The 13898-nt window shown below is 41.1% G+C and carries 13 protein-coding genes and 1 riboswitch; all 13 genes read right to left on the reverse strand.

The genetic code is table 11. From position 1 onward, the window contains the following. Positions 1–2: 2 nt before the first annotated feature. A complete protein-coding gene (locus KSHG_RS04635) occupies positions 3–2177 on the reverse strand; it encodes a heterodisulfide reductase-related iron-sulfur binding cluster (RefSeq protein WP_010302528.1) in 2175 nt (724 codons plus the stop codon). 278 nt (positions 2178–2455) lie between these two features. Beyond that, positions 2456–3040: a cob(I)yrinic acid a,c-diamide adenosyltransferase gene (locus tag KSHG_RS04640; RefSeq protein WP_010302530.1), complete on the reverse strand. Its 585-nt coding sequence runs from the start codon at positions 3038–3040 to the stop codon at positions 2456–2458. Beyond that, on the reverse strand, positions 3037–3438 hold the full coding sequence (locus KSHG_RS04645) for a bifunctional adenosylcobinamide kinase/adenosylcobinamide-phosphate guanylyltransferase (protein WP_010302532.1): 402 nt from the start codon (positions 3436–3438) through the stop codon (positions 3037–3039). Before KSHG_RS04645 ends, KSHG_RS04640 begins: the two co-directional genes overlap by 4 nt. Next, positions 3390–3983, reverse strand: coding sequence for a histidine phosphatase family protein (locus tag KSHG_RS04650; protein WP_010302537.1), 594 nt, complete (start codon positions 3981–3983; stop codon positions 3390–3392). Before KSHG_RS04650 ends, KSHG_RS04645 begins: the two co-directional genes overlap by 49 nt. Then, complete coding sequence (cobS, locus tag KSHG_RS04655; RefSeq protein ID WP_010302541.1) at positions 3956–4726, reverse strand: adenosylcobinamide-GDP ribazoletransferase; 771 nt, start codon at positions 4724–4726, stop codon at positions 3956–3958. Before cobS ends, KSHG_RS04650 begins: the two co-directional genes overlap by 28 nt. Beyond that, the gene (locus KSHG_RS16150; RefSeq protein WP_010302544.1) at positions 4662–5303 is read right to left on the reverse strand and encodes a bifunctional adenosylcobinamide kinase/adenosylcobinamide-phosphate guanylyltransferase; all 642 of its coding nucleotides are present in this window, start codon (positions 5301–5303) and stop codon (positions 4662–4664) included. The genes cobS and KSHG_RS16150 overlap by 65 nt, the downstream gene beginning before the upstream one ends. After that, positions 5276–6355 (reverse strand): pyridoxal phosphate-dependent aminotransferase, encoded by a 1080-nt coding sequence (locus tag KSHG_RS04665; protein ID WP_010302547.1) that lies wholly within the window; start codon positions 6353–6355, stop codon positions 5276–5278. The genes KSHG_RS16150 and KSHG_RS04665 overlap by 28 nt, the downstream gene beginning before the upstream one ends. Then, positions 6345–7298: an adenosylcobinamide-phosphate synthase CbiB gene (gene cbiB / locus KSHG_RS04670; RefSeq protein ID WP_026022506.1), complete on the reverse strand. Its 954-nt coding sequence runs from the start codon at positions 7296–7298 to the stop codon at positions 6345–6347. The genes KSHG_RS04665 and cbiB overlap by 11 nt, the downstream gene beginning before the upstream one ends. Then, the gene (locus tag KSHG_RS04675) at positions 7295–8764 is read right to left on the reverse strand and encodes an adenosylcobinamide amidohydrolase (RefSeq protein ID WP_010302556.1); all 1470 of its coding nucleotides are present in this window, start codon (positions 8762–8764) and stop codon (positions 7295–7297) included. The genes cbiB and KSHG_RS04675 overlap by 4 nt, the downstream gene beginning before the upstream one ends. 2 nt (positions 8765–8766) lie before the next feature. Continuing rightward, on the reverse strand, positions 8767–9747 hold the full coding sequence (locus KSHG_RS04680; protein ID WP_042231348.1) for a FecCD family ABC transporter permease: 981 nt from the start codon (positions 9745–9747) through the stop codon (positions 8767–8769). 15 nt (positions 9748–9762) lie between these two features. Further along, positions 9763–10719, reverse strand: a complete 957-nt coding sequence (locus KSHG_RS04685; protein ID WP_010302566.1) for an ABC transporter substrate-binding protein — start codon at positions 10717–10719, stop codon at positions 9763–9765. Between the two features lie 89 nt (positions 10720–10808). Next, positions 10809–10937: riboswitch (adenosylcobalamin (AdoCbl) riboswitch) on the reverse strand. A 663-nt stretch (positions 10938–11600) separates the two neighbouring features. Then, positions 11601–13268 (reverse strand): arginine--tRNA ligase, encoded by a 1668-nt coding sequence (argS, locus tag KSHG_RS04690; RefSeq protein ID WP_010302569.1) that lies wholly within the window; start codon positions 13266–13268, stop codon positions 11601–11603. Further along, complete coding sequence (locus KSHG_RS04695; protein ID WP_010302572.1) at positions 13268–13711, reverse strand: DUF1934 domain-containing protein; 444 nt, start codon at positions 13709–13711, stop codon at positions 13268–13270. Before KSHG_RS04695 ends, argS begins: the two co-directional genes overlap by 1 nt. Positions 13712–13898: the final 187 nt, after the last annotated feature.

The following is a 13898-nucleotide window of genomic DNA, read 5'->3' on the forward strand; positions in this document are numbered from 1 at the left end:
AATTAGTTTTGTGCTGTTACTTCTTCTGTTTCTGTTACCTCTTCTTCAATGACAACCGGCTCATCACCAAAAATTGAGCGCTCTAGTAATTCTGCTACGTCATACGTACCAACTGAATCTTCTACTTCCTTCGCTTTCGTACCGTCTGATAACATCGTTAAGCAGTACGGACATCCTGCCGAAATAACGGTCGGATTCGTCGCAAGCGCTTGTTCTGTACGCGCTACGTTAATACGGTTGCCGACATGTTCTTCCATCCACATTAAACCGCCACCTGCGCCACAGCACATCGCTTCTTCGCGATTACGTTCCATTTCAACGAGTTCCACACCTGGAATCGATTTTAAAATTTCACGTGGTGCATCGTACACATCGTTGTAGCGACCTAAGTAACAAGAATCGTGGAATACGATTTTCTCTTGTACCGCATGTGTCGGTTTCAACTTGCCGTCTCTTACTAATTCGTATAAGAATTCTGTATGATGGTAAACTTCCCCACTCCAACCGAAATCTGAGTATTCATTTTTGAAAATATTAAATGCGTGTGGATCAATCGTAATAATTTTCTTCACTTCTGCTTTATCGAACTCTTTAATGTTCGCTTCCGCAAGTTCTTGGAATAAGAATTCATTACCGAGACGACGTGGCGTATCACCCGAGTTTTTCTCTTTGTTGCCTAGAATCGCAAATTTCACACCTGCTTCATTTAATAAATGAGCAAATGATAGAGCGATTTTTTGTGAACGATTATCGAATGAACCCATTGAGCCAACCCATAATAAGTATTCAAATTCTTCGCCTGCTTTTTGTGCTTCTTTCACCGTTGGAATGTGAAGTTCTGGACGTGCATCACGCCAGTTTTCTTTTTCTTTACGGTTAATCCCCCAAGGATTGCCTTGACGTTCAATGTTATTCATCGCACGTTGTGCATCCGAATTCACTTTTCCTTCTGTCATCGTTAAATAACGACGAAGGTCGATAATTTTTTCAACGTGTTCGTTCATTACTGGACATTGGTCTTCACAGTTACGACAAGTCGTACAAGCCCAAATCTCTTCCTCCGTAATAACGTCCCCGATTAATGACGGGCTATAAATATCGTCAATTACTGCACCTTCTGCTCCAGCAGCAAATGCTAATTGGTTTCCTTTAGATTTGTTGAATAAGAATCCTGGAACCCATGGTTGTTGCTGTGTTTGTACAGCACCTGTAAATGTTAAATGGTCACGTAATTTTACCATTAAGTCCATCGGTGACAGCATTTTCCCTGTCCCTGTTGCTGGACACATATTCGTACAACGACCACATTCTACACAAGCGTATAAGTCGAGTAGCTGTAGATCCGTAAAGTCGGTAATTTTCCCGACGCCGAATGTCGCTTCTTCCTCTTCCGCTCCTTCTTCTTCGCTTTCTTCTTCGAAAGCTGTGAAGTCGATTGGTTTTAATTTCCCGACAGGCGTTACACGGTTAAAGTAAACGTTTAACGGTCCTGCGATTAAATGCGCGTGTTTCGATTGTGGAATGTACACTAAGAACGTTAATAATACGATTAAGTGAATCCACCACATAATGTAGAACAGTGTAATAGCTGCTGCTTCGGGTAAAAAACTGAATATTACAGCAATTCCGGACGCAATTGGTTCTGACCATGTCGCCTCATGACCGTGCCAAATCATGCCCATACCGTTGCCGACTAATACAGAAATCATTAATGACCCGATAAAAATTAGTACGAGACCATTTTTGATACCGCGTTTTAGACGGACAAGTTTTTCAATATAACGTCGGTAGAATGCCCCGATTACTGATACTAAAATGACTAATGTGACGATTTCTTGGAAAAATGTGAAGAATGGATAAAATGATCCAAATGGTAAATGTGACCCTGGTTTTAACCCTTTCCAAATAAAATCAATTGCCCCGAATTGAACTAAAAGGAATCCGTAGAACATCATGACATGAAGAATACCACTTTTTTTGTCTTTCATTAGTTTCTTCTGACCGAAAACCATTACCCAAATTTTGTTTAGGCGTGCTTTCACATCTTTATCAAACTCTTCTTTTTTCCCCATTTTTACAAACTCATAGCGCGTTTTTACTAAATAGCCGAATAAGTATAAACCGTACCCCACGACGACGATCGCTAAGATCCAGTTTGCGATTAATAATGGATTCATGCCCTTCCCCCCTCAAAGACTGCATTTTCCTATTTGTATAGTATTTGGTTACTTTTGGAATTAACCATATTTTACGTTATGAATAATCATTCAGTCAATATTTTTCCGCAATATGTTTTATTTTTTCGTAAAAATGCACATTTTTCTTTAAAAGTAATTCACAAAAAAAGATATAAGAATCACTTTTAAAGAAGCGTTCTTATATCTTTTGTATGTTTTTTATTCAATTTCGCGACGAAAGTCTGAGCATCTCCTTCTTCCTTTCGTCTTCGTTTTTGTTATGATTTTTTCTTCGACGTCGTAAACACATTTGCGCTACGAACATACTCATTATTATTAATATTTAAGCGTGCATTCACGACGAGTGATGCCGCGAATAAGTAATCTGATAAACGGTTTAAATAACGTTGTACGACTGGTGAAACGTCTCCTTCTTGCGCTTGCTTCATCAACGTAACCGTTTGGCGTTCAGCACGACGCGCGACCGTTCTCGCAATGTGTAATGTTGCTGCTGCAGGAGAACCACCTGGTAATACGAATTTTTGAAGTTCTGGTGCTTCAGTCATTAAAACATCGATACGCTCTTCCATTTCAGCAATCGGCTCATCCGCTAATTTGTAATGACGTTCTTTCATTACATTTGCTAAATCGCCACCACCATCGAATAATTCATTTTGAATTTTTTCAAGGTCCGCACAAATATCACCGAATGTCGCTTCCTCTAATTCCGTCAACGCTTTACCGATGATTGCATTCAATTCATCAATCGTTCCGTATGCTTCTACACGTGCATCATCTTTATCCACACGTCCTCCGATAATGCTCGTTTGCCCTTTGTCCCCTGTTTTCGTATAAATGTTCATTGCCATCCATCTCCTTTTTTGATCGTTTCAGCGATGCCATACCATACGCGCGTAATCGTCGCTGCTTCTTTAAATAATACTTGATACAGTCTTCCACACGTATCCCTTAATTGCCGTTCTAAAGGGTCTACGGGTACGATGCCTCTACTAATATCCGTCACAATCAAAATTAGTTGTGCGCATTGCTTATCAAGCACCATTAACTGTTCAGCTATTTCTAATGCTACTTGTTGCTCTTCCCGTTGTAAATTTTTCGCAACTATTTTTTCGAGATTCGTGATGACGACATTACCTGTTTGAGGAGCAGTAGGAAGCTCTCCGTCAAACCACGTACTTTTTATACGTTGTTTCACGTATGTTTTTTTGCCGTTAAAAGCTCCACCGATAACGATGTGCATCGCTGTCCCTCCTTAAACTGTTGCCAACTGTCCCACGTTAATACGTATCGTTCGTTATGCCCGATTGTATAAGCCCAAAAATCTTGCTTCTTCGGTGCATAATTAACGAGAATAGCACGGATCGTTCCGCCGTGTAATACACCAAATAGCTTGTCATACTTCGGCAATTGTTGAATACCTTTTTCTACGCGTTTAAATAATGCGTGAAGTGTTTCTCCGTTCGGTGGTGACACGTTATACGGATCATCAATCCATGCTCTGTAACGAGGATTGTCTTTTAACTGCTCATACGTCTGCATTTCAAAATCACCAAAATGACTTTCTCTAAAGTCACTAAATCGTTGCACGTTGGCATTCGGAAAATAGTGCTTTGCGGTAATCACCGTTCGTTGTAAATCACTGCAAAAAGCATACGTTGCTTTCGCATCGACGACCGGAAGATTTTCCGTCAGCAACACATCATCTGTCCAACCGACGTAGCGCTTTTCATCATTGCCTACCGTCTTCCCGTGGCGCATTAACTCAAGCACAAAAGGATGATCCATACGACTGCCTCCATTCCTTCAATCCAAGCTCCATATAAATCACCTGATGCTCCACCGAAATTTTTCAGCGTCCATTTTTTATAAATGAGCACGAAAAGCATGACGATACACGTCACCGCAAGTGCATGCCAATTGTTCGTCACATACATCACGACCGCTGTCCCGATAAGTAGTGACAAAATCGTCATCACTTTATAACGTAGCAGCAAAATATGTGTACGGAAAAAATAGCCGAGTCCTTTTTCTTTCGATGGCGGCGTTGCAACAATATAAAAACCGAGTGCTGCGCGCACGACGAATGGCACGAATAGGAGCATCGCATACTCTATTTTTTGTTGCGAAACGAGTTCGACCATAACTACTATTTTCGATAATACTAAAAAAAGTAATGCCATCGCACCAAAAGCGCCGACACGTGGGTCATCTAAAATTTCTTGTCTTTTTTTCAAATCACGATATGAAAAATACGCATCGCCCATATCGACAAAACCGTCTAAATGAAGCCCACCGGTCATTATAATAAACGCCATAACGAGAATAAATCCGGTGAGTAGTGGTGATGCACTCGTTTGTTGTAAGCCGTAATAAAGAAGTGCAGCAACCACTCCGAACAATGCGCCGAGCCACGGTAAAAATTGAAACATATGCGTCACTGTTTTTTTCGTTAAATCAAACTGCTTAGGAATCGGTACGATCGTGAAAAATTGAAAAGCGAGTCCAATCCCGGTCCATATATTTTTCAAAAATTGTTGCTCCTTTCCAAAACGTCGTTGCTTTATACGTCATCTCAATCGCCACGTCTGCTCGTTTTACCATTTCACAATGGATTCTCCCCAAATTCTTCATGTATACGTATGTTTCCTCGTTGTTCGGAATGCCTGCATCGAGTACTTCATTCGAAACGACGATGAGTGTATGTCCGGCATCGTGCAACATTTGTAGTTCTATAAACATTTGGTTAATACGGTTTTGTAGTAAGTCCTCATTTTGCCACGCAGGCATACCGTCTGTAGAGACTTCATAACATTCATTGCCGAGCCATGTCGTCACACAATCCCATAAAATAACGCTCCGCTCCGGAATGTGTTCACGTAATAAATAAAAATCGGTCGGTCGCTCAATCGTCAACCAACCTTCTCCTTCACGCAAACGTTTATGGTGTGCAATGCGACGCGTCATCTCTTCATCGAATGCGACACCTGTCGCAACGTATACGAGCGACTCATATTGTTTTTTTAAAGCTTTTGCACACCGTTCAGCAAATTGACTTTTCCCACTTCGTACACCGCCTGTTATGAAGATCCATGGATTGTTTGCCATGCGATCATCTCCGTTTCTAAACGTGCCATTTGCGGCGCTGCTTTCATACCAATTCGAAACCATTTCCCATCTAATCCACGAAAATTTTTCGTATGACGTAGCACGATACCTTTTCTCAGCATATGTTCAAAAAAAGCATCGCTCTGCTCAGGTCGAGGCAACTGAAATGTAATAAAATTCGTTTCACTTTTCGTATAACGATAGCCCATTTTATGTAGTTTTCTGAATATTGTTTCACGTGAAACCCGCGCCACTTCAATAGATTGTGCTCGGTACGCCCGTTGTCGTAATAACTTCGTACCGAGTGCGATGGCGATGCCATTAATATGCCAATGCGATGCAAATTTTTCTAATTGCTGAATACGACTTTCGTGGGCAATCGCATAACCTAAACGAATGCCTGGGATTTTGTACATTTTCGTCATCGAACGTACAACAATCACGAATGGATTTTGAATCGCCTCGTCTACGAATGAATGCTCTTCTCCGATCCAATCGATAAAAGCTTCATCTAGAATTAATAACGTTTCGTATGCCGTAGCCCATTTCACGAGTTGTGTCAGCTGTTCTTTAGACGGTAAAACACCCGTCGGATTGTTCGGCGTACAAATATAACAAGCATCCATGTTCGGAAGCTGTTCTCGAATAGCTGTCATCGGCAATTCATAATCGACTACGTTCGTCACGTTTACGTGATGAATCGTCGCATTTTGAGCACGTAACGTCGCTTCGTATTCTGAAAAGGTCGGTTGTATTAATAACACGTTCTTGTCGCGTAAAATCGATGCTAAAAAAGTGAAAATTTCTGCCGCCCCATTGCCGAGTAATACGTTTTCTTTTGGCATCTTATGAAACGCTGCGACTTCGCTTAAAAAAGGCTCACCTTTCGGATGCGGATAAACGCTAATCGCTTGCTCTAATTCCTCTTGCGTTAACGTAACAGGCATAGGCAATGGATTCACATTTTCACTAAAATCAATTGTATCTTTTGGCATTACTAAACCGAGTTGTGCATAAAGTTGTGCAGGGTTTGCGCCGTGACTAGGTAACAATGAACATCCCTCCTATGAGTAAACCGATTATTAAAAACAATGTCGATGCACGGTACATTTGATGTACTGTCGCATGAATATGGCTCGCTTGTAACGTATGAAGCGGCTCACCCATCTCTTTACGATGAGAAATAATTCCGCCGTAAGCGTTCAACCCACCGAGTTGAATACCGAGCTGGTAAGCAGTCGCCGCTTCCAAATAACCACTATTCGGACTCGGATGCTTTTTCGCATCGATACGCCATTTTTGAAAACGTTCTTTCCAGGAAAGACCGCTCACATTTTTCGTTCCGATTAAAATTAAAAAACCCGTTACGCGGCTCGGCACGACATTCGCAGCGTCATCCATCTTCGCTGCGACGTAGCCAAACTCACCGTACGTCGTATTTTTATACGCAATCATCGAATCCAACGTATTGATTGCTTTGTACACCCAAGCGCCTGTCGCTCCGAATAAAAAGGCATAGAAAAGCGGTGCTGTAATGCCGTCACTCGTATTTTCTGAAACGGTTTCGACGACACCTCTCGTAATATTCGCCTCATCTAGCATTTCCGTATCTCGTCCGACAATCCAACTTAGTTTTTGGCGTGCGGTCGAAAAGTCGCCTTCAACTAACGGTCGCTCAACATCGTACGCAGCTTGCGCTAAACTTTTTTGAGCGAGTGCCATACTAATTAAAATGGCTTCTACGATACAACCGACAACCGGATGAATACGGTAGCTCACGAAAACGATGAAAAGTGTTACGACGAACGTCAGAAATACCGTGCTGATTGCGACGAATGCCCCTTTCATTTTACGGTGATGTCCTTTGTTCCAAACCGTCGTACAACGCTTAATATAACTACCAATCCAAATGACAGGATGCTTCAATACTTTCGGTTCTCCGTAAAAACGGTCGATTATAAATCCAGCTAAACAAGCGATTAAATGGAGCATCATGAGCGCTTCCAACCGTTCGCTCGTTTATAATCGTCGAGTGCGACGAGCATCGTTTCATAAACACCTCGTCCAATTAATTTACCGAGTGCTGTAATCGTTCCTGCGTATTCGTAGCTTTTCCCACTTTGTGTCGCACCGACTAACACACTATCGGTCGACGTACCCGTTGCAAGCGTATGCGTTACGCGATCGTAAATTTCTTCATCTTGCATGGCTTTCACCTTCGACTCAATTGTCGTCATTAGCGCTTGCATCATCGATTCGTCGGTTACGTGCCCATTAATAAGCACCCAAATATTAATCGTACCGACCGTTTGTCTTTCAGGATGCAAATGCCCTCTCGCCGCATCAACCGCATTGCCAACTCCAGCCGTAATCATCACGAAAATGTCATCATCATCGTTTTTAAAATGACGAATAATCGCATGTTTCACATCAACTGCAGTCATCATCGCAACCGTTTGTTCGACAGGTAGCTGTTCGTTCCGAATGAATGATTTCATCTCCTCATGTGCATCTTCACACATGTAATTCGCATCGACCGTGCGATTTAAAAAGTGCGTAAACCAACCGAAACCAGGGTTATGAAGCGCCGCAGATAACGTCCGAAGCGGTGTCTGCGTTTGTAAATGAACGTACTGTTCTGTAATCGTAAATTGTTCTTCTTGAATGCGGTATGGTGCTTGCTGAACTTCAGGTAATAATACGACTTGTGGCGTCGGCAATTCGGGATGCGCAAATTTAGATACCGACGTGTTATACACTTCTGCAACTGCTTCAGCCGTCAGCACTTCAGAAGGCTTTCCGAAAGAGCGAATGCGCCCTTTTTCAAGTAGTAGTAACTCATCACAGTACAGTGCAGCTAAATTCATATCATGAAAAATAGATACGACTGTCAACTGCTGTTCTACCACTTCTTTTTTTAAGACGTCCATAATTTGCCGTTGATGTTCTAAATCTAAATGATTCGTCGGCTCATCTAATAATAAGAGCTCCGCCTTTTGCGCTAACGCTTGCGCGATGAACGTTCGTTGTTGCTCTCCACCAGATAAATCTTCTAAATCATGCGTTCGATACGCATACACCCCTGTTTGTTGCATCGCACGTTCTGTCGCAAGCCGGTCTTCTTCCGACCAATGTGAAAACAATCCACTCTGATGTGGATAACGTCCAAGTGCGACAGTTTCTTCTACTGTATGGGCAAAGGAATGTGCATGTAATTGCGGAAGCACTGCCATTTTTTGTGCCAACTGCTTTTGCTTAAAACTTTGGCGTAACTGTCCGTCAATCCAAATGTTGCCTGATTGAAGTGGCAGCGTACCGCTAATCATTTTTAATAGCGTCGATTTCCCACTACCATTCGGACCTAAAATACCGAGCATATGCCCTTTTTTCACTTCAAAATCAACGTTCTGAACGACAGGCCTTTGCCCGTAACCCCCTACAACTGCTTCCACTCGTAGCATATTTACCGTACCTTCCTTCTTTGTTTAAAGAAAATAAATGCAAATACAGGCGCGCCTATAAATGACGTAATGACACCAATCGGCAATTCTGTTGGTGCAATAATCGTACGTGCAATTAAGTCACAGAAAATGAGCAATGTCGCACCATTTATAAACGACAACGGTAACACGTGACGATGATCGGAGCCGAATAAAAGTCGCGTCATATGTGGTACGACTAAACCAACGAAGCCGATCGTTCCAGATACAGCTACCGCAGAGCCTGTTAAAATAGATCCTCCAATTAAAATCATCCACTTACTTCTCTTCACATTCACCCCTAAATAATGCGCACGTTCTTCCCCGAAAAGTAATGCATTCAATTCTTTTCTGTTGAGCCATAAAAGCAATGCGCCGATGAATAAAAATGGCCAAATCATTCGTACGTAAACCCAGCCACGCATCGAAACGCTACCCATTAACCAATTCAAAATTTGGCGTAGTTCTTCTCCCGTTAGTGCAATCATTAGCGAAATGACGGCACTTAAAAAGGAACTCATAATAATCCCCGTTAAAATGAGCGTCTCCATTTTCATCGAACGGTCTACGAGTTTAGCGAAACTTAAAACGATTACCATCGCCATTAACGCACCGAGCATACTGAAAACAGGTAGCGTAAGTAGCCCGAATGCGGACGTTGAAATACCGAAAAATAGCGTGATGACAGCACCGACCGATGCCCCCGAAGAAATACCGAGCGTATACGGGTCTGCTAACGGATTTTTTAATAACCCTTGAAACGCAGCGCCTGCCATTGCGAGTGCCGCACCGACAAGTCCGGCTAAAATAACGCGTGGCATGCGAATTTTCCATAAAATATTAAGCGATGCCTCATCCGCTGTAGATGGATGCCACAAAATAGAAAATGGAATTTTTACAGATCCAATACTCACTGCGAACCACGTCACAACGAAAAGTAATGCGATGGATATGCTATAACCCATTACGTGCTTTTTCATTTATTTGAACGCCTCTGGGTAAACAGCTTTCGCAATTTCTTCTAAACCGTCAGCTAAACGTGGACCGGTACGACTTGTCGTATCTTCATCTACTTGTACGACACGATTATTTTTCACCGCTTCAATCGAGTCGAAACCATCTCGTTTTTTAATTTTCTCGATAATATTCGGCACGTAGTCATACGTTGCGATGATGACGTCTGGATTATTTTTCACGATTGATTCTGCATCTATTTTGAACCAGCCTTCACCGCCATCTTGTGCGATATTTTTCGCATCAATCAAATCAACCATTTCTTGCATGTACGTTCCTTTTCCAGCCGTATAAATGTCTGGTGCGTCAGATGCTTCTACGAATACCGAGCGCGTTTCGATATTTGCCTTTTTAATTTTCTCTTGCACGGTCGCAATTTTTTCTTTCATATTTGTTACGATTTCTTTCGCTTCTTTTTCTTTATTCGTCACTTTACCGATTAACGTAATATTGTCGTACGTTTCTTTAAATGAATTAGCAGTCGGCACGACAAACACAGTAATGTTTGCGTCTCGTAATTGTTGAAGTCCCGCTTCAATCGTTCCGAGTGAAGAAGCATCTGCTAAGACGAAATCAGGATTCAATGAAATGATTTTTTCGATATTCGGATTTATATCCCCAACTTGCTCTTTATCCGACACTTCTTCCGGATAATTATCATTCGATGTGACACCTTCTATTCGATCGGCTAACCCTAATGCAAAAAGCGTTTCCGTAATGTTCGGTGATAGCGTAATGATTTTAGCAGGTTGCTGTTGTATCTTTACTTCCTTATTCGTTGCATCTTTGACTGTTAGTGGATACGTTGCTTGCTGCGCCGTTTGTGTTGCATTATTATCTTTCACAGAATCGGTCGTACCACACCCTGTTAGTAGTAAAGCTGACAGCGTTAGCGTCGTTCCAATTAAAGACCATTTTTTCATATTTATTTCCCCTTTCAACTTGTTGCCGTTCCGTTGTCATTCGGCAAATTCTACATAAAAAAGAGGCACTCATGTATACAAGTGCCCCCCTAAAAAAGTTGACTATCCTCGTAGCACGTTTCTATCAATGTCAGGCAATCTGGCTTCGGAAGAATCCGTTACAGTGGCGGGACCGCATGAGAATTGCACTCATTTCCCCTGAACATGTAGCTATGTAATTGTTGTTTATTATACCGAACTTTTCACTATTCGGAAACCGAATTCGGAATAGTGCGTCATTTATACCTACTAACGAGAAAATTGTACTTTATATAGCATTTCAAAAATGTCGCGAACAATTTTTCCCAACTAAGCTCACTGCTGGGGTCTTCTGCTCATGCTTTTCCCCTAGGAGTCGCCGCCAAATTTTATTGAACCATCTTTTTCCGATATTGTACTGGAGAAAGATGGTTTAACTTTGCCAAAATTCAAGTATTATTATAATGACGCTTTTCACAAACTCCACTTCGAGCACCTCTTATCTATTTCTATCAAAATTTCTTATGTTTAAAAATTATAAAATGAATCGATTCATATGACCGTTAGATTTAGAAGTGAAATGACAAAAAATAATCGCGCCTTCCATATCCAGCCTCTCGTCGAAAATATTTCGAAAACTAATTTAAGTTTCATACAATTCTCCATCCGAGGAAAATCGAAAGTGAAAAACGAAATAGTCCTCGTTCTCATAGCAACAAACTTAAGAAAATACGTAATACGGTAATGGTCATCCCGAATTTACGCATAAAAATAAAGAAGGAGATGTCAAATTCGACATCTCCTTCTTTATTAAAAGCTGGAATTTTTACTTATGTCCCAACCTCTTTTTATTTGAAATTCAATTACATTTTTTCTGGAGCTGCTACGCCAACAAGTTTAAGCGCATTTTTAATCGTTTGAGCAACTGCAGTAATCATTGCAAGACGTGCTGCTGAACGTTCTTTATTGTCCGCATCTAATACTTTTTCAGCGTTATAGAAGCTATGGAAAGTAGCTGCTAATTCTTGAACGTAGTTTGTAATACGGTGCGGTGCGCGAACGCGTGCTGCGTCTGCTACGACTTTAGGGAAATCACCCATTTTTTTCAATACGTCGATGTCTTTTTCAGTCGTTAACGTTTCAAGAGAAGTTGTTGAAGCTGCGAAGCCTTTTTCTTCTGCTTGACGTAAGATTGAACAAATACGAGCGTGTGCGTATTGAGCGTAGTATACAGGGTTTTCATTTGATTGTTTCACAGCTAAATCTAAGTCGAAGTCTAAGTGTGAGTCACCAGCACGCATTGCGAAGTTGTAACGTACTGCATCTAGACCTACTTCTTCTACTAATTCACGTAATGTTACAGCGTTACCTGTACGTTTAGACATTTTCACTTTTTCGCCGTCACGTAATAAGTTAACCATTTGAATAACTTCTACTTCTAACATGTCGCGATCGTAGCCTAATGCTTCGATTGCCGCTTTCATACGTGGGATATAACCGTGGTGGTCAGCACCCCAGATGTTGATGATTTTGTCGAAGCCACGTTTTAATTTATCTTCGTGGTACGCGATATCTGGTGTTAAGTAAGTGAATGAACCATCTGTTTTACGTAATACGCGGTCCTTATCATCACCGAATGTTGTAGAACGGAACCATACAGCACCATCTTTTTCAAATACGTGACCATTTTCTTTTAATGTGTTAATTGCTTTTTCAACTTTACCGTCTTTATATAAAGAAGTTTCAGAGAACCATACGTCGAAATCAACGCGGAAGTCTTTTAAATCTTTTTGAAGTTTACCGAATTCGTGTTTTAAGCCGTGTGTACGGAAAAATTCGAAACGTTCTTCTTCTGATTCATTTAAAATTGCTTCGCCGAATTCTTCTGCAAGTTTGCCAGCGATAATAACGATATCTTTACCGTGGTAACCGTCTTCAGGCATATCTGCTTCTTGACCTAAAGCTTGGCGGTAACGAGCTTCTAAAGATTTAGCAAGTTTCGTAATTTGGTTACCAGCATCATTGATGTAGTATTCACGTGATACGTCATAACCTGATGCATCTAAAATATTACATAAAGAATCCCCAATTGAAGCACCACGAGCATGACCTAAGTGAAGATCGCCTGTTGGGTTAGCAGATACGAATTCTACTTGTACTTTTTGGTTGTTACCAGCGTTTGAACGACCGTAAGCATCCCCTTGGTCTAAAACAGTCGTTACGACTTCTGTTAAATAATCTTTCGCTAATGTGATGTTCATGAAACCAGGACCAGCAATTTCGATTTTCTCGATGTTTGTACCTTCTGTTTCTAAGTTATCTAAAATAGCTTGTGCGATATCGCGAGGTGCTTTTTTTGCTAATTTCGTCATTTGCATCGCAATGTTCGTAGCGTAGTCCCCATTCTCTTTGTTACGTGGTGTTTCTAAATGGATATTTAAAACGGTTGGATCTTCCACTAATTCAGCTTTCGTAATCGCTTTTAAAAGCGCTTCTTTTACTGATTGTTGCACTTGTTCTACTGCGTTCATTATTTTCCCTCCGTATAACTATATTCTAATGTATATTCGCCTACTGAAGCTCCGGCTACAATTAATTCGTATCGGACTGTAAGCGTCCCTGTTGGCTGCTGTTCATTTAACGGTTTATTGTCAATATGGTGCGTGCGCACGATGATTGGCATTTGACCGAAGTCTGCCTCATAATGTCCACGTTGATCATAATCTTTTACGAATGGTAGGCGCATTTTTACGCTACCGTTACGCATAATAATACCATCATTTTCATCAAAGCGAAGTGTCGTACGTGATTGCTTCTCGTTAATTACTTCATCATATTGAATGTAGACTTTTTTGCCATCTTTCAACATATATGAACCTTCGACGAAAATCTCCATCATTTCTGGAAGCTCACCTGGATGTTTAATGGTCGTCTTAAACTTCAGACGAATCGGTGTTTTTGCATTATTACTCAAAAAAGCTCCTCCGCTCTTTGTTAATATAACCTTCTTATTATATGGTAAGTAGTACTTTTTTTCAAGGCTAGGAACTAAATTGTTAGCTCAATCGAGCAGTTTTTTCTAAATGCACATTTTTAATCTGTCTTGCAACTAATACGATATACATTTTAGTGTATACTAAATGTATTCAATTGCTAGGAGA

It is taken from the genome of Kurthia senegalensis (genome assembly GCF_000285595.1).
Taxonomy (GTDB): Bacteria; Bacillota; Bacilli; order Bacillales_A; family Planococcaceae; genus Kurthia; species Kurthia senegalensis.

Coding starts and splice junctions, on each gene's coding strand:
- KSHG_RS04635 (WP_010302528.1), bottom strand. CDS start 2,177: ATGAATCCATTATTAATCGCAAACTGGATCTTAGCGATCGTCGTCGTG.
- KSHG_RS04640 (WP_010302530.1), bottom strand. CDS start 3,040: ATGAACATTTATACGAAAACAGGGGACAAAGGGCAAACGAGCATTATC.
- KSHG_RS04645 (WP_010302532.1), bottom strand. CDS start 3,438: ATGCACATCGTTATCGGTGGAGCTTTTAACGGCAAAAAAACATACGTG.
- KSHG_RS04650 (WP_010302537.1), bottom strand. CDS start 3,983: ATGGATCATCCTTTTGTGCTTGAGTTAATGCGCCACGGGAAGACGGTA.
- KSHG_RS16150 (WP_010302544.1), bottom strand. CDS start 5,303: ATGGCAAACAATCCATGGATCTTCATAACAGGCGGTGTACGAAGTGGG.
- cbiB (WP_026022506.1), bottom strand. CDS start 7,298: ATGATGCTCCATTTAATCGCTTGTTTAGCTGGATTTATAATCGACCGT.
- KSHG_RS04675 (WP_010302556.1), bottom strand. CDS start 8,764: ATGCTACGAGTGGAAGCAGTTGTAGGGGGTTACGGGCAAAGGCCTGTC.
- KSHG_RS04680 (WP_042231348.1), bottom strand. CDS start 9,747: ATGGGTTATAGCATATCCATCGCATTACTTTTCGTTGTGACGTGGTTC.
- KSHG_RS04685 (WP_010302566.1), bottom strand. CDS start 10,719: ATGAAAAAATGGTCTTTAATTGGAACGACGCTAACGCTGTCAGCTTTA.
- argS (WP_010302569.1), bottom strand. CDS start 13,268: ATGAACGCAGTAGAACAAGTGCAACAATCAGTAAAAGAAGCGCTTTTA.